Source organism: Micromonospora sp. Utrum1, from assembly GCF_057197805.1.
Genome location: NZ_CM170071.1, coordinates 6830356 through 6854560, shown reverse-complemented (window position 1 = coordinate 6854560; position 24205 = coordinate 6830356). Strand labels below are relative to the sequence as shown.

Sequence of the window (24205 nt, the reverse complement as noted above, 5' to 3'; positions counted from 1 at the left end):
CGGACCCACGACCCGACCGGGCGAACATCCCCTGGTCGGAAAGGACATGGTGCACTGATGAGAAGGCTGACCCGTACGGTCGCCGCCGCGGCACTGGCCACCGCCCTCGCCCTCGTCGGCGGCTGCAGCAGCGACTCGGACAAGTCGGAGGACGCCAAGAGCGGCAACGGTGCGGCGCTGGAGAAGGTGACATACCTCACCTCCTTCGGCAACTTCGGCCGTGACTCCTACGCCTGGGTGGCGAAGGAGAAGGGCTTCTTCAAGGAGGCCGGCTTCGACGTCGACATCAAGCCCGGGCAGGGCACCGGCTCGGTCATCCAGACCATCACCGGCGGCCAGGCCGACTTCGGCCCGATCGACCTCACCGGCGGCATCCTCCAGCTCGGCAACGGCCAGGCCAAGGACTTCATCGCGGTGGCGGCGATCCAGCAGCGCACCATGGCCGCCATCGTCTCGGTCGAGGGCAAGAACATCGCCACCCCGAAGGACCTCGAGGGCAAGAAGCTCGCCGACACCCCCACCTCCGTCGTGCGCAACCTCTTCCCGACGTACGCCCGGCTGGCCGGCATCGACGGCAGCAAGGTGACCTGGGTCAACGGCGAGGCGCAGGGCCTGATCGGCATGCTCGGCTCCGGCGCGGTCGACGGCATCGGCCAGTTCGTGGTGGGCCAGCCCACCGTCGAGGCGGTGGCCAAGAAGAAGCCGGTCGTGCTGCCCTACAGCAACGTCATGCAGGACCTCTACGGCAACGTGCTGATCACCTCCAGCAAGATCGCCAAGGAGAAGCCGGAGATGGTCAAGCGCTTCACCGCGGCGCTGCTCAAGGGCCTGGAGTACTCGCTGGCCCACCCGGACGAGGCGGGCGAGCTCCTGAAGAAGAACGTGCCGGCCGCCAACCCGGCCGCGTCCGCCGCGGAGCTCCAGCTGATGGCCGCGTACGTCCGCTCCAGCAACTCGGGCACCGCGATCGGCACCCTGGACAGCGGCCGCGTCGCCAAGAGCATCGCGCTGCTCCAGGGTGCGGGGGCGCTCAAGCAGAACCTCACCCCCGACCAGATCATCGACTTCAACCTCGCGCCGAAGGCCTGACCGGTCGGCTCGGGCCACGGGGGTGCGACCCGCCGGGACACCCGGTGGGGCGCACCCCCTTCGCGTGCCGGTCGTCGGGCCGGCCGAGAGAGGAGGACACGTTGACGCAGTTGACCGGGACCCGGGCCGGGGCGCCGGAGGAGTCGGTGGAGCCCGCGCCCGCCCCGCGGCGGCTGGCCGTACGCCCGGGGGCGGTGGGGCTGCCGGTGCTCGGGCTGGTCATCGCGGTGGCCGCCTGGTGGCTGGTCACCTCGGGGCTGCACCTGGTCCACCCGGCCGCGCTGCCGCCGCCGCAGGCGGTGTGGCGCTCGCTGGTCGGCACGACCGACGTGCTGCTGCCGGCGCTGGGCATCACCACCTGGATGACCCTGCTCGGCTTCCTGCTCTCGTCGCTCGCCGGGGTGTTGATCGGGATGGCGCTGGCCGCCTCCAGCCGGGTGGAGCGGATGTTCGCCCCGCTGCTGGTGGCGGTCAACGCGGTGCCGAAGATCGCCTTCGGTCCGCTGCTCGTGGTCGCGGTCGGCTGGGGGCAGAAGCCCATCCTGACCATGGTGTTCCTGCTCTGCTTCTTCCCGATCGTGCTCTCCACGGCGACCGGGCTGACCACCACTCCCGCCGACCTGGCCGAGCTGGGCCGGTCGCTGAACGCGTCCTGGTGGCAGGCGTTCCGGAAGGTGCGCTTCCCGGCCGCCCTGCCGCAGATCTTCGTCGGCCTGAAGGTGGCCATGCCGCTCGCCGCGATCGGCGCGGTGATCGGCGAGTTCTACTCGGACCGGCCGGGGCTGGGCTACCAGATCCTCCAGTACAACGGCGTCGGCGACACCGCGACGGCGTGGGCGGCGATCGTGCTGGTGGCGGTGATGAGCATCCTGCTCTACTCGGCGCTCAGCCTGGTCGAGCGCCTCGCCCTGCCCTGGGTGCGCGCCACCACCTCGGCCCGCTGAGCGGCCGCTCCCGGCAGGAAGCGCCCGCTTCCTGCCGGGATCCGGCACGACTAGCCGGCCAGCCGCCAGCGGCCGCCGCGGGCGACGAGCGTGGTGAGCGCCTGCGGCATCAGGCCGGAGTGGTTGTCCGGGGTCATCCGGATCGGCCCGGAGAGGCCGTCGAGCTGCGAGGTCTCCAGGACGTCGCGCAGTGCGTCGCGGTCGACCTCGCCGGGCTCCCCGCCGGCCCGCAGTTCGGCGTCGGCGATGAGCTGGACGGCGTCCGCGGCGAACGAGGAGTAGCCGTTGTAGCCGCCGAACCGGGCGGTGTACTCCTGGAACCACTGCCGCCGGGCGGCCTTGGCCGGGGTGGTGGCGATGACGTCGTCGATGACCATGGTCTGGGTGAAGATCAGCGTGGCCCGCTCGGTGGACCGGGCCGACGCGCCCAGGAAGAGGTCGCCGGCCGCCGAGGCGTCGAAGAAGAGCGCGCCGGTGAAGCGGCTCTGCCGGGCGGTGGTCGCGGCCAGGGACGCCTGCTCCGGCGGTGTCCAGACGATCAGCGCCTCGGGCTTCTTGGCGATCAGGTCGCCGATCTGGGTGCTGACCTCCGTGTCGGTGGTCCGCACGGACTCGGCGCGGGTGAGCCGGATGCCGGCCTTGGTGAACTCGCTGTTCAACGCGGCCAGCCCCTCCTGGCCGTACTTGTCGGCGCTGTGCAGCACGGCCACCTTGCGGATGTTGCGGCGGGTCAACTCGGTGGTGAGGGCGGCGGCGCTGTCGGCCGCATTGGGAGCCAGTTTGAAGACAAAGCGGCGGTCGGCGACCGGTTCCGTGACCTCACCGGAGGAGGCGAGCGCGATGGTGGGAATGCCCTTCTCGCCGATCGTGCGGACGGCGCCGACCGCACATTCGTTGCAGCCGCCCATGATGATGGCGGTTACCCGCGAGTCACTGCTGAAATCGTTGATGTTCCGCAACGATTCCGCGGCGTCGGAGCGGTTGTCCTTCACCCTGAGTTCGATCTTCCGGCCACCCAGCGCGCCGGAGGAGTTCAACTGCTGCACCCTCAGTTCCAGGGCCCGTTGGTACACCTTGCCGATCGGCGCGGAGGCGCCGGAAAGTTCGAGGTCCGCGGCGATCACGATCGGGCTGGTGTTTTGCGGCTCCCCGCCGATTTCGCAGCCGGTGAGCGTGGTGGCCAGCACGGCCGATGCGAGCATCGCGATGCTCGCGGAGCGGATGGGGCTCAACTCAGTCCTCCAGGTGCGGCACGGGCCAGCGCCCGATCACCGCCGCGCTCGTCCGTCCTCACTGGAGGAACGGGATTGGGGTGCCGTACGGTGTGCGCGAAGCCTGCAAAACCTTGCCAATGCCGGGCCCTGTGGTCAAGCGCGGATGTCGGCAGCCGTTTCGGGACGCGCGTCCCACATGTTGGGGACACGGAACGTTAACCGACAATTACTGCGCAGATACGACCGACCACTCTGGAGTTACATGCCCTGTTCAGGGGGCTGGAGAAAAGAAGGTATTAGGTGATCGGATCACGGGTTGAGTCGGGCCCGACCGTTTCCTGCCTCATCGCCGCTTCCCAAACAGGATCACGTCTGATGAAATCGCGGCCGTGCCGCGCGTGGCGCTGGCCGCTGCACCAGGCACGGGTCGGCGGGTCAAGCGTGGAAGAAACGACGGAGGCGATGTCGTGAGCACCGGACCTACGGCCCTGCCCGAGAGCCCCGCCGCCGATCAGCGGAACCGGCGACGGCGCCTGCCTCGGCTGCGTGACGCGCGGATCCGCTCCAAGCTCGCCCTCATCCTGGTCGTTCCGGTGGCGGCCGTCATCGCACTGGCAACTATCCGACTCGTCTCGGTCGGCGAGGGCGCGTACGAGGCCAATCGAATCCGGTCGCTGACCGCGCTGTCGATCGACGTCTCGGCACTCACCCAGGACCTGCACAAGGAGCGGATGGCGGCGGCCGCCTTCCTGGCCGCGCCGAACCAGAAGCCGGACGACTACAACCTGCGGGTACGCCGCACCGACGAGCGGATCACGGCGTACCGGGACGAGCAGGGGAGGCTCGGCGAGGTGCCGAGCTCGGTGCGCGACCGGCTCAAGGTGATCGACGAGCACCTGGGCACCCTCAACGGCACCCGCCAGGAGGTGCTGGACCGGCAGCAGATGCCGGTCTCCGAGGCGAGCCTGCGCTACGGGATCATCCTCGACGACCTCGTCGCGTACGGCGACACGCTGGCCCAGCAGCCCGGCGCGGAGGGCCTGGCCGACGCCCGCCGCGCGGTGGCCGCCTTCGCCCACGCCAAGGCCGAGGTCGCCGATGAGGAGGCGGTCGCCTACACCGCGCTCTCCAGCGGTCGGATGGACGAGGAGCAGTTCTCCTCCTTCATCGCCACGCTGACCGGCCAGCAGGAGGCCCTGCTCTCCTTCTCCCGGGCCGCCGAGCCGGCCCAGCGGGCCCTGGTGGACCGCACCGTCTCCGGTGACGCCGTGCAGCTCGCCGACCGGACGGCCAACGACGTCTCCCGCTCGGTCGGGCAGGTCCCGCTGGTCACCCGGGACGAGGCCGCCGCGGCCATCGGCTCGGTCGGCGACCTGATGCGGTGGGCCGAGATCCAACTCCAGGACCAGTTGCTCGCCGACGCCGACGCGGTGCGCACCGACGTCATCCGGCAGGCGATCGTGGAGAGCCTGCTGGTGCTGCTCACCCTGGCCATCGCCGTGACGCTGGCCGTGGTGCTGGCCCGCTCGCTCAACGACTCGCTGCGCCGGCTGCGCGAGGGCGCGCTGGCGGTGGCGAACCACGACCTTCCCGACGCGGTGAGCCGGCTGCAGACCGTCAACGACATCGGCGACGGCGGCGTGGACGAGATCGTCCAGCAGGTCCGGGACCCGATCAAGCTGACCAACCGCGACGAGGTCGGCCAGGTGGCCGCCGCCTTCAACGTGGTCCACCGGGAGGCGGTCCGGGTGGCGGCCGAGCAGGCCGCGCTGCGGACCAGCGTCTCGGCGATGTTCCTCAACCTGGCCCGCCGCTCGCAGAGCCTGGTCGACCGGATGATCGGCGAGCTGGACGCGATCGAGCGCGGCGAGGAGGACCCGAAGCGGCTGGCCCAGCTCTTCGAGCTGGACCACCTGGCCACCCGGATGCGCCGCAACGACGAGAACCTGCTGGTGCTGGCCGGGGCCGACTCGGCCGTGCCGCGCCGCGACGACGCGCTCCTGGTCGACGTGCTGCGCGCCGCCCAGTCCGAGGTGGAGCTCTACAACCGGATCGAGTTCGGCACCGTCGACACCGACATCTCGGTCGCCGCGCACGCGGTCAACGACGTGGTCCGCCTGGTCGCCGAGCTGCTCGACAACGCCACCCGGTTCTCGCCGCCGAACACCATCGTGGTCGCCGACGGCCGCCGGATCCGCGACTACGTGCTGATCCAGGTCGAGGACCGCGGCCTCGGCCTCAGCGACGACCAGCTCGACTCGCTCAACCGCCGGCTGGCCGCCCCGCCCACGGTCGACGTGGCCGCGTTCCGGCTGATGGGTCTGGCCGTGGTGAGCCGGCTCGCCTCCCGCTACGGGATCCGGGTCGAGCTGCGCCGCAACGTGGAGGGCGGAACGGTCGCCCAGGTCACCCTGCCGAACCCCACCGTGGTGCTGCCGGCGAACCGGGGCCAGGCCCCGCTGACCCGCCCGCGCCAGCCGCTCGCCGTCGAGCAGTCCCCGCTCAGCCAGGTGGGCGCCCCCGACGCGCTTGCCGGCGCCGGTCGGGCCGGCACGGCCACCCTGGCCGACCAGTGGCGCAGCACGGCCACCCCGCCCCCCGCCCGCTGGCAGGCGCCGGCCGAGGCGCGGGACACCGCGCCGGCCGTGCGGTTCGGCGGCGTGACCGGCGCGCTGCCCACCGTCCCGGCCCCCGCCGCGCCGCCGGCCCCCGCCGCCCCGGCGCCGGTCTCCGGCGCCGGCTGGTCCACGGGCGGGTCGACCGCGGCGCGCCCCGCGCTGCCCAAGCGGACGCCCGGCGGGGAGGCGGCGGCGACCACCACCCCGGCCCCGCCGGCCTACCAGCCGGCCGCCGCGGCCCCGGCGGTCGAGCCCGCCCCGGCGGCCCCGGTGGTCGCCCGCGCGGCCGAGGCGCCGATCTTCCGGGAGATGGAGGCGGTCTGGTTCCGCTCGCACGGCGAGGACGAGACCACGATCTTCACCCGCCCCCGGTTCGACGACGAGCCGCCGCCGGCACCGGCGCAGCCCGCCGCGACCGCGAAGCCCGCCGGCGCGTCGCCGCTGCCGCCGCTGCCGACCCGCACCCCGGGCGTCCAGGCGGCGGGGCTGACCACACCACCGCCCTACGTCCCGCCGGCGGTCCCGCCGCCGCCCGCCGCGGCCGTCCCCGCGCCGGCACCGACACCGCCGCCGGTCGACCCGTCGGCCTGGCGGACGGCGGCCGACGAGGGGTGGTCGCGGGCCAGCCGGGCCGCGGAACCCGCCAACGGCGGCACCACCCGTTCCGGCCTGCCCAAGCGGGTGCCGCAGGCCCAGCTCGTGCCCGGCGGCATCGAGCCGAAGGGCAGCCGGGCCAGCGCCCGGCGCACCCCGGACGAAGTACGCGGTCTGCTGTCGGCCTACCACCGCGGTGTGCAGCGGGGCCGGACGGCCGGCGCGGACCTGAACAGCACCTCGACCAAGGAGACGAACCGATGAACAGGCCAGCGGCCATGCAGGACATGGGTTGGCTGCTCACCAACTTCGCCGACAGCGTGGCGGGCATCGCCCACGTGGTGGCGGTGTCCGCGGACGGGCTGCTGCTCGCCTCCTCCCGCGACCTGCCGGGGGATCGGGCCGACCAGCTCGCCGCGATCACCTCCGGCGTGGTGAGCCTGACCGAGGGCGCCGCCCGCATGTTCAGCGCCGGCGGAGTGCTCCAGACCGTCATCGAGATGGACAGTGGATACCTCTTCCTCATGTCCATCAGCGACGGCTCCTCGATGGCCGTGCTGGCCGCGCGGAGCTGCGACGTCGGCCAGGTGGGCTACGAGATGGCACTGCTGGTGGAACGGGTCGGCCAGGCGCTGGTCCCGCTGCCGAGGGACGCCGTCCGGCCCTGACCGGCCGCCCGGTGACCTGGTGATCCGGAGCCCGTCCGGCTCCGTACGAGGGGAGGTGATCGCGAGATGGAACCACGACGAGATCCGCGTGGCGCGCTGGTGCGGCCGTACGCGGTCACCCGTGGCCGCACCGAGCCGTTGCAGAACATCGCGCTCGAGGCGGTGCTGTCGTGCACGCCCACCCAGTCGGCCGAGGCGCGGTTCGCCGGGCACGACAAGTACCGCATCGCCTCGGTCTGCGAGGGCCGGGCACAGTCGCTGGCGGAGATCGCCGCGTACACCCGGATGCCGCTGGGCGTCACCCGGGTGCTGGTCGCCGACCTGGTGGCCGAGGGCCTGCTGACGCTACACACTGCCGCTCCCGCGACGGGGTTCGCGGCGCGGATGAACCTGCTTGGAAGGGTGCTAAGTGGACTTCGCGAACTATGACCCCGCCGGGGCGAGCCGCAGCCGGGAGATCATCTCCGCGAAGATCGTCATCGCGGGCGGCTTCGGGGTGGGCAAGACCACCCTGGTGGGCGCGATCTCCGAGATCCAGCCGCTGACCACCGAGGCGCTGATGACCGCCGCGGGCGTCGGCATCGACGACCCGTCGAAGGTGCCGGGCAAGGAGACCACCACGGTCGCCATGGACTTCGGCCGGATCACCATGGCCGAGGACCTGATCCTCTATCTCTTCGGCACGCCGGGCCAGACCCGCTTCTGGTTCATGTGGGACGAGATCATCCGGGGGGCGGTGGGCGCGGCCGTGCTGGTGGACACCCGCCGGATCACCGACGCCTTCGCGCCGCTGGACTACTTCGAGAACCGCAACCTGCCGTACGTGGTGGCGCTGAACCGGTTCGACGACGCGCCGCACTACGAGCTGGAGGAGGTCCGCGAGGCGCTGGCGATCTCGCCGGACGTGCCGCTGGTGATGTGCGACGCCCGCCGGCGCGAGTCGGTCAAGCAGGTGCTGGTGACCGTGGTCGAGCACGCCATGCTCCGGCTCCAGGCCGAGCACGGCTTCGCGACCCCGGTCGGCTGACGGGCCGCCCGGCGGCGGGTCAGTCCACCCGCAGCCGGTAGCCGCGCTTGACCACGGTCTGCACCACGCGGGGGGCGTCGAGCCCGACCCGCAGGCGGGCGACCGCCATCTCCACCGCGTGCTCGTCCGCGCCCCGGGGCAGGGTACGCAGCAGGGCGGTGCGGGACAGCACCTTCCCCGGCGAGGCGGCCAGCGCCCGCAGCACCGCCATCGGGGCCGGCGCGAGCGGGCGCAGCTCGCCGTCCACCACCGCGGCGTGGCCGCGCAGGGTCAGCAGGTGCCCACCGGCCTTCACGGTCACCGTCCGGCGGGGCAGCTCGTCGACGATCGTCCGGACCAGGGCGCCGAGCCGGGCCCGGCTCGGCGCGCTCACCGGCACCCCCCGCCGCACCAGGGGCTCGGCGGTGACCGCCCCGACGCAGCTGGCCAGCACGTCCCCGCGCAGGGCCGCCAGCACCGTCTCGGTCCGGTCACCGGCCGCCCGCAGCAGCGCCTCGGCCGCCGGGGCGGAGGTGAACGTGACGGCGTCGACCAGCCGCCCGGCGACCAGGTCGATCAGCCGGTGCAGCGGCGCCGGATCGGTCGGCGGCGCCCAGCGGTAGACGGGCACCTCGATGACGGTGGCCCCGGCCGATTCCAGCGCCTCGGTGCACTCCGGCTGCCGCTCACCGTGCAGTTGCAACGCGATGACCTGGCCGGCCACCCCGCGCCGGACCAGGTGCTCGACCACCTCGTCGCAGCTCTCCGAGGCGGGGGACCAGTGCTCGCGCAGCCCGGCGGCCCGGATCGCCCCGGTCGCCTTGGGGCCGCGGGTCACCACGTACGACCGGGTCAGCACGCCGCGCAGCGGCTCGGCCAGCCCCCAGCCCTCGGCCGCCTCCAGCCAGCCGCGCATCCCGATGCCGGTGTTGGCCATCAGCACGTCCGGCGGGTGCTCCAGGCAGGCCCGGGTGGCCTCGCGCAGGTCGGTGTCGTCGGCCAGCGGCACGATCCGCAGCGCCGGGGCGAGCACCACCCGCGCGCCGCGCCGCTGGAGCAGCGCGGCCAGCTCGTCGCGCCGCCGGTCCGCGGTGACCCCGATGGTGAAGCCGGCAAGCTCCTCGCGCATCAGCCCTCCTGTCGCAACCGCACCTCGACCAGTCCGTCCCGGCAGCGCACCTCGTGCCGCCGCAGCGCCACGCCCGGGAGGTCCAGGCAGCGCCCGGTGGCCAGGTCGTAGACCTGCTTGTGCAGCGGGGAGGCGAGCGTCGGCAGGCCGGCCCGGCTGCCCACGATCCCCCGGGACATCACCTGCGCGCCGCCGACCGGGTCGAGGTTGTCGACCGCGTACAGCTCGCCGCCGGTGCGGAAGAGGGCCACCTGCACCCCGTCGACCAGGGCGGCCACGCCCCGGTCCGGCTCCAGCCGGTCCAACGGGCAGACCACCGTCCAGTCCAGCGTCTTCATCGCCGTACCTCCGGAAGGCCCAGCGCGACCGGCGGGCGGTGACCGTCGGCGCCCGGCGGGGCGCCGCGGGCGGGCACCGGTTGGCCGCGTTCCACCGCGAAGGTGATGGACGGGTCGGGCACGTCGGGGGCGTTGACGAAGGAGGTGAAGCGGCGCAGCCGTTCCGGGTCCTCCAGCACGTCCCGCCACTCGTCGGAGTACGCGGCGACGTGCCGGGCCATGGCCGCGTCGAGTTCGGCGCAGAGCCCGAGCGAGTCGTCCACGATCACCGACCGGAGGTGGTCGAGGCCGCCGTCCATCGCCTCGATCCAGGCGGCGGTGCGCTGCAACCGGTCGGCGGTGCGGATGTAGTACATCAGGAACCTGTCGATCAGCCGGATCAGCGCTTCCGTCGACAGGTCGGTGGCGAACAGGTCGGCGTGCCGGGGCCGGAAGCCGCCGTTGCCGCCGACGTAGAGGTTCCAGCCGGTCTCGGTGGCGATGACGCCGAAGTCCTTGCTGCGCGCCTCGGCGCATTCCCGGGCGCAGCCGGAGACCGCCGACTTCAGCTTGTGCGGGGCGCGCAGGCCCCGGTAGCGCAGTTCCAGAGCGACGGCCAGCCCGACCGAGTCCTGCACGCCGTACCGGCACCAGGTCTCGCCGACGCAGGACTTCACCGTGCGCAGCGCCTTGCCGTACGCGTGGCCGGACTCGAAGCCGGCGTCCACCAGCCGGCGCCAGATCTGCGGGAGCTGCTCGACCCGGGCGCCGAACAGGTCGATCCGCTGCCCGCCGGTGATCTTGGTGTAGAGCCGGAAGTCCCGGGCCACCTCACCGATCACGATCAGCTTCTCCGGGGTGATCTCGCCGCCGGGAATCCGCGGCACCACCGAGTAGCTGCCGTCGCGTTGCAGGTTGGCCAGGAAGTGGTCGTTGGTGTCCTGGAGGGACGCCTGCTCGCCGTCGAGCACGTGCCCGGTGCCGAGCGAGGCGAGGATCGAGGCCACCACCGGCTTGCAGATGTCGCAGCCGCGCCCGCGCCCGTGCTCGGCGATGAGCCGGGAGAAGGTGCGGATGCCCCGGACCCGGACGATGTCGAACAGCTCCTGCCGGCTGGCGTCGAAGTGCTCGCAGAGCGCGGTGGACTGCCGCACCCCGGCCGCGTCGAGGAGCTGCTTCAGCATCGGTACGCAGGAGCCGCAGCTCGTCCCGGCCCGGGTGCACGCCTTCAACGCCGGCACGTCGGTCGCCCCAGCGGCGATCGCCGCGTCCAGGTCGGCGCGGGTCACCGCGTTGCAGGAACAGACCTGCGCGGCGGCTGGCAGGGCCCCGGCCCCGGCGCCCGCGCCGCCGGCCGGGGCCAGCAGCGCCAGCGGGGGAGCGGGCAGCGGCCCGCCGACACTCGCCCGCAGCGTCGGGTACGCGCTCGCGTCGCCCACCAGCACGCCGCCGAGCAGCGTCCTCGCGTCGTCGGAGAGGACCAGCTTCGCGTACGCCCGGGTGGCCGGGTCGGTGAAGGTGACGTCGAGGCAGCCGGGGGTGACGCCGTGCGCGTCGCCGAACGAGGCCACGTCCACGCCGAGCAGCTTGAGCTTGGTGGCGGTGTCCGCGCCGGGGAAGGTGGCCGCCCCGCCGAGCAACCGGTCGGCGACCACCTCGGCGGTCGCGTAGCCGGGGGCCACCAGGCCGTGGCAGGTGCCGTCCACCGCGGCGCACTCGCCGACCGCCCAGATCCGCTCGTCCGCCGTCCGGCAGCCCGCGTCGACCAGCACCCCGCCGCGCGGGCCGAGCGGCAGCCCGGCCGCCCGGGCCAGCTCGTCCCGGGGCCGGATGCCGGCGGCCACCACGACCAGGTCCGCCCCGACGGTGCGCCCGTCGGAGAGTTCCAGCGCGCCGACCGTCCCGTCCGGGCCGGGGCGCAGCGCGCTGGTGGCCACCCCGAGGTACGTCGTGACGCCCAGTTCCTCGACGTAGCGGCGGAGCATGGCCCCGCCCGCCTCGTCCACCTGCACCGGCATCAGCCGGGGCGCGAACTCGACCACGCTGGTGTCCAGGCCCAGCAGGCGCAGCGCGTTCGCCGCCTCCAGGCCGAGCAGCCCGCCGCCGATCACCGCCCCGGTGCGCCGGCCCTCGGCGTGCGCCCGGATCGCCGCCAGGTCGTCCAGCGTCCGGTAGACGAAGACCCCCGGCAGGCCGGTGCCGTCGATTGGGGGCACGAACGCGGACGAGCCGGTGGCCAGCACCAGCGCGTCGTACGGGTGCTCGCCGGACGCGGTCCGCACCACCCGCCGCGCCCGGTCGACGGCCAGCGCCGGCTCGCCCAGCCGCAGCTCCACCCCGTCGTCGGGGGTGTGCAGGTTCAGTTCCTCGGCGCTCACGCCGTCGAAGAAGGCCGAGAGCCGCACCCGGTCGTACGCCGGCCGCCGCTCCTCGCCGAGCACCGTGACCTGCCAGCGTCGCTCCTGGTCCCGGGCCCGCAACGCCTCGACGAAGCGCTGCCCGACCATGCCGTTGCCGACGACCACCAACCTGCCGCCACTCATCCCGTCACCTCCACAGTGGTGCTCCCGCTGAAATGCCTCATCGCGCCGCCACCGGATCGACCTCGGCGAGCCACCCGGCGATGCCGGCCACCGCGTCGCGGCAGCCGCCGCAGCCGGTGGCCGCCCGGGTCGCCGCGGACAGTTCCGCGACGGTCCGGGCGCCGGCGCGCCAGCACGCCACCAGGGCGCCCTTGCTGACGTCGTTGCACTGGCACACCGTGGCCGCGTCCGGCATCAGCGCCGGGGACGCGGCGGGGGTGGCCGGGGCGGCGCCGATCGCCCGCCCGAGCAGCAGCGACCGCCGGTCCACCGGCACCGGCGCGCCCCGGTCGAAGAGCTGCACCACGGTGCCGACCGCCGGGTTGTCGCCGAGCAGGATCGCCCCGGTCAGCCGCTCGTCGCGAATCCGCAGCCGGGCGTACGTGCCCCGGGCCGGATCGGCGAAGGTCAGCTCCTCGACCGGCCCGCTCCCGTCCGGCGCGCCGGCAGCGTCGCCCATGGCGGCCAGGTCGATGCCGGCCGCCTTGAGCCGGGTCACCACCGGCCGCGGCCGGTAGCGCACCAGAGGGTCGTCGCCGGTCAGCACCTCGGCCACCACCCGGGCCTGCGCCCACGCCGGGGCGACCAGGCCGGTCAGCGTCCCGTCGTGCTGGGCGCAGTCACCGATGGCCGAGATCCGCCGGTCGCTGGTGCGCATCCGGTCGTCCACCACCACGCCCCGCTCCACGGCCAGCCCGGCCGCGGCGGCCAGCGCGGTCTCCGGCCGTACGCCGCAGGAGAGGATCAGGAGGTCGGCCGCGAGCGAGTCGCCGTCGCCGAGGTCGAGGCGGACGCCGTCGGCGTCGGCGGCCACCCCGGTCGCCGTGACGCCCAGCCGGGTGCGCACCCCGAGCCCGGCGAGGGTGCCGGCGAGAACCGCGCCGGCCGGCTGGTCGAGCTGCCGTTCCATCAGGTGCCCGACCGGATGCACCACGGTCACGGCCAGGCCCCGGGCGGCGAGCCCGCGGGCCGCCTCCAGCCCGAGCAGTCCGCCGCCGAGCACCAGCGCGCTGCGGGCGCCCCGGGCGGCGGCGAGGATCCGCCGGCAGTCGTCCAGGGTGCGGAACGGGACCACCCGGTCGGGGAGCGGGTCGAGCCCGGGCAGCGGGGGCACCAGGGCCCGGCTGCCCGTGGCCAGGACCAGGTGGTCGTAGCCGTGCCGGTCGCCGTCGGCGGTACGTACCTCGCGGGCGGCCCGGTCGATGGCGGTGACGGCCGTGCCGGTGCGCACGTCCGCGCCCTGCCCGGCGACCTCGGCCAGCTCCACGTCCGGCTCGTCGATCTTCCCGGCGAGCAGGGTGGAGAGCATGATCCGGTTGTACGCCCGGTGCGGCTCCGCCCCGAGCACGGTGACCTTGCGGTCCCCGTCCCGGGCGTGCAGTTCGGCGGCGAGGCGGGCGCCCGCCATGCCGTATCCCACGATGACGATTCGCTCGGTCATGCCTTCTCCACCCGGACGGCGCAGATCTTGAACTCGGGCATCCCGGAGACCGGGTCGACGGCGTCGTTGGTGACGGAGTTGGCTCGCGCCGCGCCCGGCCAGTGGAACGGCGCGAAGACGGTGTCCGGCCGGATCGCCGGGCTGAGCCGGGCCGGCGCGCGCAGCTCGCCCCGGCGGGAGACCACCCGGACCTCCTCGCCCTCGGCCACGCCGAGCCGGCCGGCCAGGTCGGGGTGCAGCTCGACGAAGCCGCCGGGGGCGGCCCTGCGCAGCGCGGCGACCCGCCGGGTCTGCGCGCCGGACTGGTAGTGGGCGAGCACCCGGCCGGTGGTGAAGTGCAGCGGGTACTCGGCGCAGACCGGCTCGGCGGCCGGCCGGTGGGTCACCGCGCGGAACCGGGCCCGGCCGTCGGGGGTGGGGAACCGGTCGGCGAAGAGGCGCGGGGTGTCCGGGCCGTCCTCGTCCGGGCAGGGCCAGAAGACGCCGGTGTCCGCGTCGATCCGGTCCCAGCTCACCCCGGCGTAGTCGGCCGGCCCGCCGGCCGAGGCGCGGCGCAGCTCGGCGAAGACCGCCGCCGGGTCGGTGGGGAACGCGCCGGGCGCGTCGAGGCGGGCCGCCAGCCCGGCGAGGACGGCCAGGTCGGAGCGGACCCCGGGCGGCGGCTCGCGCAGCGCGCGGCGGCGCAGCACCCGGCCCTCCAGGTTGGTCATCGTGCCGTCCTCCTCGGCCCACTGGGCGACGGGCAGCACCACCTCGGCCAGGTCGGCGGTCTCCGAGCGCAGGAAGTCGGCCACCACCAGCAGGTCCAGGTCGCGTAGCCGGGACTCGACCCGGGCCGCGCGGGGCGCGGACACCACCGGGTTGGAGCCGAAGACCAGCAGCGCCCGGGGGCCGTGCGCGGTGCCGAGCGAGTCGAGGAGCTGGTAGGCCGGAACGCCGGGTCCGGGCAGCGCTGCGGGGTCGACCCCCCACACCCCGGCCACGTGCTCGCGGGCCGCCGGGTCGTCGATCCGCCGGTAGCCGGGAAGCTGGTCGGCCTTCTGCCCGTGCTCCCGGCCGCCCTGCCCGTTGCCCTGCCCGGTGAGGCAGCCGTACCCGGAGCCGGGGCGGCCGGGCAGGCCCAGGGCGAGCGCCAGGTTGATGAACGCCGTGACCGTGTCCACGCCCTTGGCGTGCTGCTCCGCGCCCCGGGCGGTGAGGATGACCGCGCGGTCCACGGTGGCCAGCGCCCGGGCGGTCGCCTCCAGGTCGGCCACCGGCACCCCGGAGAGGCGCTCCACCTCGGCCGGCCAGCAGCCGGCCACGGTCCGCCGGACCTCGTCGAAGCCGGTGGTCCGGTCGGCCACGTACGCCCGGTCGAGCCAGCCCTCGGTGAGCGCGATGTGCAGCAGCGCGTTGGCCACCGCCAGGTCGGTGCCGGGCAGCGGTTGCAGGTGCAGGTCCGCCTGGCGGGCGGTGGCGGTGAGCCGGGGGTCGACCACGATCAGCCGGCCGCCCCGCTCGCGCTGGTCGGCGACGTGGCGCATCAGCGGCGGCATGGTCTCGGCCGGGTTCGCGCCGACCAGCAGCAGGGTGTCCGCCCGGCCGAGGTCGGCGAGGGGGAAGGGGAGCCCCCGGTCGACGCCGAAGGCGCGCATGCCGGCCGCCGCGGCCGAGGACATGCACCAGCGTCCGTTGTAGTCGATGTGCCGGGTGCCCAGCGCCACGCGGGCGAACTTGCCGAGCGCGTACGCCTTCTCGTTGGTCAGCCCGCCGCCGCCGAAGACCGCGACCGCGTCCCGCCCGTGCCGCTCCTGGACCGCCCGCAGCCCGGCGGTCACCCGGTCGAGCGCCTCGTCCCAGCTCGCCGGGCGCAGCTCGCCCCCGGGCCGGTCACGCAGCAGGGGGGTGGTCAGCCGGTCCGGGTGGTCGAGCAGGTCGGCGGCGGTCCAGCCCTTCTGGCAGAGGCCGCCGCGGTTGGTGGGGAAGTCCCGGGGCCCGACCTCGATCCGCTCCCCGGTGTCGCGCAGCACCATGCCGCACTGGAGCGCGCAGTACGGGCAGTGCGTGGCCGCCTCCCGGGGTCGTACCCCCTGTCGCGTCGCCAGGCGTGCACCGTCTGTCATGTCGGAAGCGTGCCGGGGGGCGGTTTCCGCTCCGGGTCCCTTCTGTTTCGGTCCTGTCAAGAGCACCTCACACCGCACGGGAGTGACGGACCGGTCGGAAGGGCCTAGAATGTGGGACAAATATCTCGGATATTGGGAGGCGCAGTGAGTGTGGCGGACGCGTTCGACGCGGTGGCGGGGAGCTACGACGCGGCCCGGCGCCGGCTGGTGCCCTGCTTCGACGCCTTCTACGGCACGGCGGTCGAGGTGGCCGCGCCGCCGCTGCGGGCGGCGCTCGCCGCGGGGCGTACCCCCGAGGTGCTGGACCTGGGCGCGGGCACCGGCCTGCTCTCCCTGCTGCTGACGGCGGCGATCCCGGGGGTCCGGCTGACCCTGGTCGACGCGGCGCCCGGCATGCTCGCGGTGGCCACCGGCCACCTGGCCGCCCGCGGGGTGCCGCACCGCACGGTGCTGGCCGACCTGGCCGACCCGCTGCCCGCCGGCCGCTACGACGCGGTGATCTCCGCGCTGGCCATCCACCATCTCGACGACGACGGCAAGCGGGCGCTCTACCGGCGGGCGGCCGAGGCGCTGGCGCCGGGCGGCGTCTTCGTCAACGCCGAGCAGGTGGCCGGGCCGACCCCGGCCCTGGACCGGCGCTACGACGAGGTCTGGACGGCCCGGATCACCGAGTTGGGCTCGGACGCCGCGGAGATCGCCGGGGCCCGGGAGCGGATGCGGCACGACCGGCCGGCTCCGGTGGCCGACCAGTGCCGCTGGCTCGGGGAGGTCGGTCTGGTCGACGTGGACTGCTTCTTCAAGGAGTGGCGGTTCGCGGTGTTCGGCGGCCGCCGTCCCTGAGCGCGACCGGGTGTCCGGTTCGGCGACGGGCGCAAGCGAGGATGACTGACGGTCATACCGATGGGTAATCTGTCCGGCATGACCGCCAAGGTGACACTGTCGTTCTCCGACGAGACGATCGAGGAGGCGCGCCGGTTCGCCAAGCGGGAAGGGCTCTCCCTCTCCGCCTGGATGGACCAGGCCGCCCGCGAGAAGGCGCTGCGCGAGGTCTTCACCGCGCACGCCGAGGCGGTCGCCCGCGCCGGCCTGGACCTGGAGTCCGCCGCCCTGGCCGACGCCCAGGAGGTCGCGCTGGTCGACGACGCGCTGTTCGGGGGCGGGCGCCCGCGTGTTGCGTAGGGGAGAGATCTGGCGCATCTCCGGCGCCCGGGAACGGCTCGGCCTGGTCATCAGCTCCGACGTCTACAACTCCACCGCCGTGCCGATCGTGATCGTGGTCGAGGTGGTCGACGAGTCACTGCTGCGCGACTCGCCCCTGGCCGTGCGGATGGGCGGCTACGTGGTGATGCCCGACCGGCTCTCCTCGCCCATGAAGAAGTGGTTCACCGAGTGCGTGGACGTGGCCGACACCGAGACCATGCAGCGGGTCGGCCGCGCGCTGCGCATCCTCCAGGAGATCTGACGCGCTTCACCGCCGCCCTCCGGCGGACGTGCGATCTCCGTTTCCGGACCGACCCGCGACGGGCACGGCCGGGAAACCGCCCGTTCCTAGCGTCCCCCTCGTCATCGACGAGGAGGAGTCGCCGTGAGCACGCTCGCTTCCCCCACCCTGGCCCCGGCCGCCGGGCGTTCGGGACGGATCACCGAATGGCGTCCGGAGGACCCGGAGTTCTGGGCCACGACCGGCGCGCCGGTCGCCCGCCGCAACCTGTACGTCTCGATCTTCGTCGAGCACGTCGGCTTCTCGGTCTGGAGCCTCTGGTCGGTGATGGTGCTCTTCCTGGGCCCCGAGTACGGCCTCGACCCGGCCGGGAAGTTCCTGCTCACCGCCGTGCCGGCCGCGCTGGGAGGGGTGCTGCGGCTGCCCTACACCCTGGCCGTCGCCCGGTTCGGCGGGCGGAACTGGACCATCGTGAGCGCGCTGCTGCTGCTGGTGCCGGCCGTGCCCATGGCGGTGCTGATCGAGCCCGGCGTGTCGTACGCCACGCTCATGGTCCTGGCCTGCCTGACCGGCGTCGGCGGCGGCAACTTCGCCTCCTCCATGGCGAACATCAACCTGTTCTTCCCCGAGCGGCTCAAGGGCCGGGCGCTCGGGCTCAACGCCGGCGGCGGCAACCTCGGCGTGCCGGCCGTGCAGCTCGTCGGGCTGGCGGTGCTGGCCACCGCCGGAGCCGCGTACCCCCGGCTGGTGCCGGCGGTCTACCTGCCGCTGATCGTGCTCGCGGCGCTCGCCGCGGCGCGCGGGCTGGACAACGTCCCCGGGGCGCGAAACGAGCCCGGCCCCCTGCGCGCGGCGGCCCGCGACCCGCACACCTGGGTGATGTCCCTGCTCTACATCGGCACCTTCGGCTCGTTCATCGGCTTCGGCTTCGCCTTCGGCCAGGTGCTCCAGCTCCAGTTCCACGACCGGTTCCCGACCCCGGTCGACGCCGCCTGGCTGACCTTCCTCGGGCCGCTGATCGGCTCGCTGATCCGGCCGTTCGGCGGCCACCTCGCCGACCGGCTCGGCGGGGCGCGGGTCACCTTCTGGAACTTCGTGGCGATGGCCCTCGGCGCCGCGCTGGTCCTGTACGCCGCCCGGGACCGGTCCTTCCCGCTCTACCTGGCCGGGTTCCTGGCGCTCTTCGTCTTCTCCGGGGTCGGCAACGGGTCGACCTACAAGATGATCCCGGCGATCTTCCGGGCCCGGGCCTTGGCCGAGGCGGAGCTGACCGGGGACCGGGACGGGGCCGAGCGGCGGGCCCGGCGGCTCTCCGGGGCGCTGATCGGCATCGCCGGGGCGGTCGGCGCCTCGGGCGGGGTGCTGGTGAACGTGGCGTTCCGGCAGTCGTTCCTGACGGCGGGCACCGCCGACGCCGCCTACCTGGCCTTCATCGGCTGGTACGCGCTCTGCTTTCTGGTGACCTGGGTGGTGTATCTGCGGCCGGGGCCGCGTAAGCTGTCGGGCGTGTGACCTCCGCCATGGGGAAAAGGCGCAGGCCACGCGGGGTGACACCCCGTTTTGACCTGCCGCCGGGCGGCCGGGTATCGTTGCCTGCTGTTGTACGACATTCTTAGGCGTGCCGCATCAGGTACGCTTGGTCGTTCGTGCGCGCCTGGTCACCTCGGCGCGCGACCCCAGACCGACGACGAGACAAGGTAGACCTGTGCGTACGTACAGCCCGAAGCCGGGTGAGATCGAGCGTCAGTGGCACGTCATCGACGCCTCTGATGTCGTGCTGGGCCGCCTCGCGACCCACGCCGCCACGCTGCTGCGTGGTAAGCACAAGCCGACTTTCGCGCCGCACGTCGACACGGGCGACTTCGTCGTCATCGTGAACGCGGGCAAGGTCGCGCTGACCGGCAACAAGCGGCAGACCAAGATCGCTTACCGCCACTCCGGCTACCCGGGTGGTCTGAAGCAGGTCGGCTACGACGAGCTGCTGACCAAGCGGCCCGAGCGGGCCATCGAGCTGGCCGTGAAGGGCATGCTCCCGCACAACAAGCTGGGCCGTCAGATTCTCAAGAAGCTGAAGGTCTACGCCGGTGCCGAGCACCCGCACGCCGCGCAGCAGCCGGTGCCGTTCGAGATCAAGCAGATCGCGCAGTGAGCGCGGGCGAAGGAAGCAGCATGACCGACATCACCGCCACCGAGGTTGCCCCCGAGGCCACCGAGGCGCCGGCGCCCGTCGCCCGCGCGCCTCGTGGCGACCGCCCGATCCAGACCGTGGGTCGGCGCAAGGAGGCCATCGTCCGGGTCCGCATCGTCCCGGGCAGCGGCAAGATCACCTGCAACGGCCGCGACCTCGAGGCCTACTTCCCGAGCAAGGTGCACCAGCAGCTCATCAAGGACCCGCTGGTCACCGCCGAGAAGCCCGAGGCCTTCGACGTGATCGCCAACCTGCGGGGTGGCGGCACCACCGGCCAGGCCGGCGCGCTGCGGCTCGCCATCGCCCGGGCGCTGATCGTCAGCGAGCCCGACGACCGCCCGGCCCTGAAGAAGGCCGGCTTCCTGACCCGTGACGCCCGGGTCAAGGAGAGCAAGAAGTACGGCCTCAAGAAGGCCCGTAAGGCTCCCCAGTACTCGAAGCGCTGATCACCAGCAGCGCCTTGTACTTCTGACGGACGGCCGGGTCCGCCTCCCTTCCCGGGGAGGTGGCCCGGCCGTTCCGCTTTTCTCCTCTCAACGGCAGTTCATCGGAGGTTGGCGGGTATGGGCCGGTTGTTCGGCACGGACGGCGTACGCGGGCGGGCGAACGCGGATCTCACCCCGGAGTTGGCGCTCGCGGTGGCGGTGGCCGCCGCCCACACGCTGGCCGAGACCGACAAGAGCCATCCGCCGCTCGCCGTGGTCGGCCGGGACACACGGGCCAGCGGCGAGATGCTGGAGGCCGCCGTGGTCGCGGGGCTGACCAGCGCCGGCGCCAACGTGGTCCGGGTCGGCGTGCTGCCCACCCCCGCGGTCGCGTTCCTCACCGCCGAGGCCAAGGCAGACCTGGGCGTGATGCTCTCCGCCTCGCACAACCCGATGCCGGACAACGGCATCAAGCTTTTCGCCGCCGGCGGGCACAAGCTGCCCGACGAGATCGAGATGCGGATCGAGGCCGCCGTCGAGGCGAACGCCACCACCGCCTGGGAGCGCCCGATCGGCGCCGGGGTCGGCCGGGTGCACGACCTGCTCGACGGCGCCGACCACTACGTCCAGCACCTGGTCGGCACCGTGCCGCACCGGCTGGAGGGGATCAAGGTCGTGGTCGACTGCGCCAACGGCGCGGCCGCCGAGGTCGCCCCGGTGGCATACCAGGAGGCCGGCGCCGAGGTGATCGCCATCTACGCCGAGCCGGACGGCCTGAACATCAACGACGACTGCGGCTCCAACCACATCGACGCGCTGCGCGCCGCCGTCGTCGAGCACGGCGCGCACCTCGGCATCGCCCACGACGGCGACGCCGACCGCTGCGTCGCGGTCACCGCCGACGGCGAGGAGGTCGACGGCGACCAGGTCATGGCGATCCTCGCCCTGGCCATGCGGGAGGCCGGCGAGCTGACCCAGGACACCCTGGTCGCCACCGTGATGAGCAACCTCGGCCTGCGGCTGGCCATGTCCGCGCAGGGCATCCGGCTGGTCGAGACCAAGGTCGGCGACCGGTACGTGCTGGAGGAGCTGCGCGCCTCCGGGCTGGCGCTGGGCGGCGAGCAGAGCGGGCACATCGTGATGCCGGCGTACGCGACCACCGGCGACGGCGTGCTCACCGGCCTGCATCTGATGTCGCGGATGGCCGCCACCGGCAGGTCCCTCGCCGACCTGGCCGCCGTGGTCACCAAGCTGCCCCAGGTGCTGATCAACGTGCCGGTCGGCGACCGCACGGTCGGCGCCGCCGCACCGGCCGTCCGCGCCGAGGTGGAGCGGGCCGAGGCCGAGCTGGGCGAGACCGGCCGGGTGCTGCTCCGCCCGTCCGGCACCGAGCCGCTGGTCCGTGTCATGGTCGAGGCCGCCACCGAGGCGACCGCCCGGGCCGTCGCCGAGCGCATCGCGGATCAGGTCCGCAGCGCCAGCCCGGTCGGCTGACCGGGCTCACGGCGGTCGCCTGACCGCGTCCGGCGCCGCCCTGTAGGCGGTGCCGGTCAGAGCCGCGGCCGGCCGGCGCGGTCGAAGGTGTCGGCCGGGTCCTCGCCGTCGGTCAGGTCGACGTCCTCGACGACCCGCCCGTCGCCGAGCCGGATCAGCCGGTCGCAGCGGGCGGCGATGGCCCGCAGCGGCGGGTTCCGGGACGACTTCTTCCTCAAGGTGACCGCGGCGGCCCGGTCGGGCGAGGCGGCGACCGTGCGTACCGTGCTGGCCAACCAGCGCGGCCACCTCATGCGGGAGCTGCGCAACCTCGACGGGCTGCGCCGCAAGGCCGACGACCCGGTCGTCCGGCTCCTGCTCTCGGCCGCCGGCCGGCACGTCGAGGCCGACCTGGCCTTCGTCGACGACGCCGAGGCGGAACTGCTCGCCGACGGGGGCGCGGTGCTCGCCGCCGACCGCCCGGCCGCCGCACCGGGAGCGGAGCCCGGACCGGCCCGGGCCGCCGGCTGACCCGGCCGCCACCCTCGTCCGGTTGGGGGCGCTCGCCTTACCGTGCGGCCGCGCGGTCTGCCGGTGGATGCGGGGTCAGGAGGGTGGCAGCCGGCGGAGGAAGCGGTCGGCCAGGTCGAGGATCTGGTCGGGGTCCAGCTCCAGCGCGGGGCCGGCCACCGTCACCTCGGTCAGCGCCAGGCCGGGCACCTCGGTGTCCCGCCAGCCGCTGGCGAACCACGCCTTCTCCTCCTCGGCGAGGGCGAGGTTGGCCGCGTTGAGGTCGTCCGCCGGATACGGCAGCCACAGCCGGAACTGGTGGGTGTGCGGCGGCGCCGGGTGGACCCGGGCGCCGGGCACGGCGGCCAGCGCCTCGGCCACCCGCTTCGCGTGCGCCACGTAGCCGGCCAGCCGGGGGAGCTCCCGCTCCAGGCCGGTGAGCGCGGCGAGGGCCGCCGGCCATTGCTGGAACAGGGTGCCCCCGTAGCGGTGCCGCCAGGCGCGGGCGTACCGGACCAGCTCGGCGTCGCCGGCCAGGGCAGCGCCGGAGTGGCCGCCGAGGGACTTGTAGAACGAGACGTACGTGCTGTCGGCCAGGGCGGCGATCTCCGCCGCCGAGTGCCCCAGCTGGACGGTGGACTCCCAGAGTCGGGCCCCGTCCAGGTGCACCCGGGCCCCCCGCTCCCGGGCCGCGCCGGTCACCGCGACCAGCTCGTCCCAGCTCGGCAGGACGAAGCCGGCGTCGCGCAGCGGCAGCTCCAGGAAGAGCGTGCCGATCGGCTCGTCGAGCGCGGCCACCTCCTCGGCCGTCGGGTTGCGCGGCGCCTCGGTCGTCCGCACCGCCCGCAGCCCGCCGAGCACCGCGTACGCGTCGCGCTCGTGCAGCAGCGGGTGACTGAGCGGGTGCAGGCCGACCCCGTCCCGGCCGGTCAGCTCGGCGCCGTAGCGCATCGCGACCTGCTGGGCCATGGTGCCGGTGGGGAAGAAGGCGGCCGCCTCCGCGCCGAGCAGCTCGGCGACCCGCTGCTCCAGCTGCTCCACCGCCCCGCCCTCGCCGTAGAAGTCGGGCAGCAGGTCCTCCGGGACGGCCGCCCCGAGGGCCGCGAGCTGCTCCCGCACCGAGGTCGGCCGGACGCCGGAGAGCACCGTGTCGCAGTCGCGCTGCGCGGCGAGCCGGCGCATCCGGTCGGCGTACGCGTCGGTCATCCGTCCTCCTTGAGCCGGCCCAGCCGGGTGACCGCCTCGGTGAGCACCTCGGGCCGCTTGCAGAACGCGAACCGGACCAGCCGCCGGCCCGCCTCCGCGTCGTCGTAGAAGACCTGGGTCGGCACCGCCACCACGCCGCAGCGCTCCGGCAGCGACCGGCAGAACTCCACCCCGTCCCGCCCGCCGAGCGGGGTGACGTCGGCGGTGACGAAGTATGTCCCCTCCGGTGCGAGCACTCCGAACCCGGCGTCGGTGAGGCCGGCGACCAGCTGGTCCCGCCGCCGTTGCATTCCGGCGGCGAAATCGGCGAAGTACGCGTCCGGCAGGCCGAGCGCCACCGCCACGGCGGGTTGCAGCGGGCCGGCGTTGACGAAGGTCAGGAACTGCTTCACCCGCAGCACCGCGGCGACCAGCGATGCCGGGCCGCTCACCCAGCCGACCTTCCAGCCGGTGCAGGAGAACGTCTTGCCGGCCGAGGAGATGCGCAGCGTCCGCTCCCGCATGCCGGTGAGCGTCGCCAGCGGCAGGTGCGGGGCGGCGGCGTCGGTGAAGACCAGGTGCTCGTAGACCTCGTCGGTGACCGCGTACGCGTCGTGCCCCTGGCACAGCTCGGCGACCAGGGCCAGCTCGTCGGCGGTGAACACCTTGCCGGTCGGGTTGTGCGGGGTGTTCAGCAGCACCAGCCGGGTACGCGGCCCGAACGCCGCCCGCAGCTCCGCCGGGTCGAAGGCGTACCGGCCGTCGGCGGCGGGACGCAGCGTCACCGGGCGGCGGACCGCGCCGGCCAGGGCGATCGAGGCGGCGTACGAGTCGTAGTAGGGCTCGAAGCAGACCACCTCGTCGCCCGGCTCGCAGAGGGCGAGGACGCTTGCCGCGATCGCCTCGGTGGCGCCCGCGGTCACCACGATCTCGCCGTCCGGGTCGTACTCCAGGCCCCAGAACCGGCGCTGGTGGGCCGCGACGGCCGCGCGCAGCGCCGGGATGCCCGGGCCCGGCGGGTACTGGTTGTGGCCGGAGCGCAGCGCCTCGGCGGCCGCGGCGAGCATCTCCGGCGGGCCGTCGGTGTCGGGGAAGCCCTGCCCGAGGTTGACCGCGCCGGTGCGCACGGCCAGCGCCGACATCTCGGCGAAGATCGTGGTGCCGAACGGCCGCATCCGGGCCACCAGTGGATCGGTCGTCGTCACGCCGGCCAGCCTACGACTCGGCGCCGACGCCGCAAGACGGCCGTGTCCCGGCGCTGCCGCCGCACGAGGGC

At 74.1% G+C, this 24205-nt stretch carries 23 protein-coding genes; 14 read left to right on the top strand and 9 right to left on the bottom strand.

What is annotated here, in order from left to right; genetic code table 11:
* The first annotated feature begins 57 nt into the window (after positions 1 to 57).
* Positions 58 to 1089 (top strand): ABC transporter substrate-binding protein, encoded by a 1032-nt coding sequence (locus tag AC0OLQ_RS32175; protein ID WP_484529292.1) that lies wholly within the window; start codon positions 58 to 60, stop codon positions 1087 to 1089.
* A gap of 110 nt (positions 1090 to 1199) precedes the next feature.
* A complete protein-coding gene (locus tag AC0OLQ_RS32170; RefSeq protein WP_484532493.1) occupies positions 1200 to 2033 on the top strand; it encodes an ABC transporter permease in 834 nt (277 codons plus the stop codon).
* A 50-nt stretch (positions 2034 to 2083) separates the two neighbouring features.
* On the opposite strand, the gene AC0OLQ_RS32165 is transcribed toward AC0OLQ_RS32170, so the two are convergent.
* A complete protein-coding gene (locus AC0OLQ_RS32165; RefSeq protein WP_484529291.1) occupies positions 2084 to 3265 on the bottom strand; it encodes an ABC transporter substrate-binding protein in 1182 nt (393 codons plus the stop codon).
* Between the two features lie 449 nt (positions 3266 to 3714).
* Between AC0OLQ_RS32165 and AC0OLQ_RS32160 the strand changes: the two genes are divergently transcribed.
* The 4 genes from AC0OLQ_RS32160 to AC0OLQ_RS32145 all read left to right on the top strand — a co-directional run bounded on the left by AC0OLQ_RS32160 (position 3715) and on the right by AC0OLQ_RS32145 (position 8154).
* Positions 3715 to 6723 (top strand): sensor histidine kinase, encoded by a 3009-nt coding sequence (locus AC0OLQ_RS32160; protein ID WP_484529290.1) that lies wholly within the window; start codon positions 3715 to 3717, stop codon positions 6721 to 6723.
* Positions 6720 to 7127 carry a roadblock/LC7 domain-containing protein gene (locus AC0OLQ_RS32155; RefSeq protein WP_091262735.1) on the top strand — a complete coding sequence of 136 codons (408 nt, stop codon included), beginning with the start codon at positions 6720 to 6722 and terminating at the stop codon, positions 7125 to 7127. The genes AC0OLQ_RS32160 and AC0OLQ_RS32155 overlap by 4 nt, the downstream gene beginning before the upstream one ends.
* Positions 7128 to 7193: 66 nt before the next feature.
* Positions 7194 to 7556: a DUF742 domain-containing protein gene (locus AC0OLQ_RS32150; protein WP_091318039.1), complete on the top strand. Its 363-nt coding sequence runs from the start codon at positions 7194 to 7196 to the stop codon at positions 7554 to 7556.
* The gene (locus tag AC0OLQ_RS32145; protein ID WP_091318041.1) at positions 7537 to 8154 is read left to right on the top strand and encodes a GTP-binding protein; all 618 of its coding nucleotides are present in this window, start codon (positions 7537 to 7539) and stop codon (positions 8152 to 8154) included. The genes AC0OLQ_RS32150 and AC0OLQ_RS32145 overlap by 20 nt, the downstream gene beginning before the upstream one ends.
* 19 nt (positions 8155 to 8173) lie before the next feature.
* On the opposite strand, the gene AC0OLQ_RS32140 is transcribed toward AC0OLQ_RS32145, so the two are convergent.
* Genes AC0OLQ_RS32140 through AC0OLQ_RS32120 form a run of 5 tightly spaced genes read right to left on the bottom strand, consistent with a single transcriptional unit; the run spans position 8174 to position 15617 of the window.
* Entirely contained in the window at positions 8174 to 9262 is a 1089-nt protein-coding gene (locus AC0OLQ_RS32140) for a uroporphyrinogen-III synthase (RefSeq protein WP_484529289.1), read from the bottom strand.
* A complete protein-coding gene (nirD, locus tag AC0OLQ_RS32135; RefSeq protein WP_484529288.1) occupies positions 9262 to 9600 on the bottom strand; it encodes a nitrite reductase small subunit NirD in 339 nt (112 codons plus the stop codon). The genes AC0OLQ_RS32140 and nirD overlap by 1 nt, the downstream gene beginning before the upstream one ends.
* The gene (gene nirB, locus AC0OLQ_RS32130) at positions 9597 to 12122 is read right to left on the bottom strand and encodes a nitrite reductase large subunit NirB (protein ID WP_484529287.1); all 2526 of its coding nucleotides are present in this window, start codon (positions 12120 to 12122) and stop codon (positions 9597 to 9599) included. The genes nirD and nirB overlap by 4 nt, the downstream gene beginning before the upstream one ends.
* A 37-nt stretch (positions 12123 to 12159) precedes the next feature.
* The gene (locus AC0OLQ_RS32125) at positions 12160 to 13602 is read right to left on the bottom strand and encodes an FAD-dependent oxidoreductase (protein WP_484529286.1); all 1443 of its coding nucleotides are present in this window, start codon (positions 13600 to 13602) and stop codon (positions 12160 to 12162) included.
* Positions 13599 to 15617: a molybdopterin oxidoreductase family protein gene (locus AC0OLQ_RS32120; RefSeq protein WP_484532492.1), complete on the bottom strand. Its 2019-nt coding sequence runs from the start codon at positions 15615 to 15617 to the stop codon at positions 13599 to 13601. Before AC0OLQ_RS32120 ends, AC0OLQ_RS32125 begins: the two co-directional genes overlap by 4 nt.
* Positions 15618 to 15851: 234 nt before the next feature.
* Here AC0OLQ_RS32120 and AC0OLQ_RS32115 point away from each other — a divergent pair, with 234 nt between their 5' ends.
* The 7 genes from AC0OLQ_RS32115 to glmM all read left to right on the top strand — a co-directional run bounded on the left by AC0OLQ_RS32115 (position 15852) and on the right by glmM (position 21255).
* The gene (locus AC0OLQ_RS32115) at positions 15852 to 16547 is read left to right on the top strand and encodes a class I SAM-dependent methyltransferase (protein ID WP_484529285.1); all 696 of its coding nucleotides are present in this window, start codon (positions 15852 to 15854) and stop codon (positions 16545 to 16547) included.
* Between the two features lie 78 nt (positions 16548 to 16625).
* Entirely contained in the window at positions 16626 to 16886 is a 261-nt protein-coding gene (locus AC0OLQ_RS32110; protein ID WP_313724447.1) for a DUF6364 family protein, read from the top strand.
* Positions 16876 to 17169 (top strand): type II toxin-antitoxin system PemK/MazF family toxin, encoded by a 294-nt coding sequence (locus tag AC0OLQ_RS32105; RefSeq protein ID WP_262283074.1) that lies wholly within the window; start codon positions 16876 to 16878, stop codon positions 17167 to 17169. Before AC0OLQ_RS32110 ends, AC0OLQ_RS32105 begins: the two co-directional genes overlap by 11 nt.
* Before the next feature lie 123 nt (positions 17170 to 17292).
* Entirely contained in the window at positions 17293 to 18660 is a 1368-nt protein-coding gene (locus AC0OLQ_RS32100) for an MFS transporter (protein WP_484529284.1), read from the top strand.
* 193 nt (positions 18661 to 18853) lie between these two features.
* On the top strand, positions 18854 to 19297 hold the full coding sequence (rplM, locus tag AC0OLQ_RS32095) for a 50S ribosomal protein L13 (RefSeq protein WP_357338898.1): 444 nt from the start codon (positions 18854 to 18856) through the stop codon (positions 19295 to 19297).
* A 20-nt stretch (positions 19298 to 19317) separates the two neighbouring features.
* Positions 19318 to 19782 carry a 30S ribosomal protein S9 gene (rpsI, locus tag AC0OLQ_RS32090; protein WP_088991922.1) on the top strand — a complete coding sequence of 155 codons (465 nt, stop codon included), beginning with the start codon at positions 19318 to 19320 and terminating at the stop codon, positions 19780 to 19782.
* Positions 19783 to 19899: 117 nt separating this feature from the next.
* Complete coding sequence (gene glmM, locus AC0OLQ_RS32085) at positions 19900 to 21255, top strand: phosphoglucosamine mutase (RefSeq protein ID WP_484529283.1); 1356 nt, start codon at positions 19900 to 19902, stop codon at positions 21253 to 21255.
* Between the two features lie 56 nt (positions 21256 to 21311).
* On the opposite strand, the gene AC0OLQ_RS32080 is transcribed toward glmM, so the two are convergent.
* Positions 21312 to 21530 carry a hypothetical protein gene (locus tag AC0OLQ_RS32080; protein WP_484529282.1) on the bottom strand — a complete coding sequence of 73 codons (219 nt, stop codon included), beginning with the start codon at positions 21528 to 21530 and terminating at the stop codon, positions 21312 to 21314.
* On the opposite strand from AC0OLQ_RS32080, the gene AC0OLQ_RS32075 reads away from it, so the two are divergent.
* The gene (locus AC0OLQ_RS32075) at positions 21511 to 21765 is read left to right on the top strand and encodes a hypothetical protein (RefSeq protein ID WP_484529281.1); all 255 of its coding nucleotides are present in this window, start codon (positions 21511 to 21513) and stop codon (positions 21763 to 21765) included. The two genes, AC0OLQ_RS32080 and AC0OLQ_RS32075, sit on opposite strands and share 20 nt — an antisense overlap.
* Before the next feature lie 75 nt (positions 21766 to 21840).
* On the opposite strand, the gene AC0OLQ_RS32070 is transcribed toward AC0OLQ_RS32075, so the two are convergent.
* Both AC0OLQ_RS32070 and AC0OLQ_RS32065 read right to left on the bottom strand, forming a co-directional pair.
* The gene (locus tag AC0OLQ_RS32070) at positions 21841 to 22950 is read right to left on the bottom strand and encodes a threonine aldolase family protein (RefSeq protein WP_484529280.1); all 1110 of its coding nucleotides are present in this window, start codon (positions 22948 to 22950) and stop codon (positions 21841 to 21843) included.
* Complete coding sequence (locus tag AC0OLQ_RS32065) at positions 22947 to 24134, bottom strand: pyridoxal phosphate-dependent aminotransferase (protein ID WP_484529279.1); 1188 nt, start codon at positions 24132 to 24134, stop codon at positions 22947 to 22949. The genes AC0OLQ_RS32070 and AC0OLQ_RS32065 overlap by 4 nt, the downstream gene beginning before the upstream one ends.
* Positions 24135 to 24205: the final 71 nt, after the last annotated feature.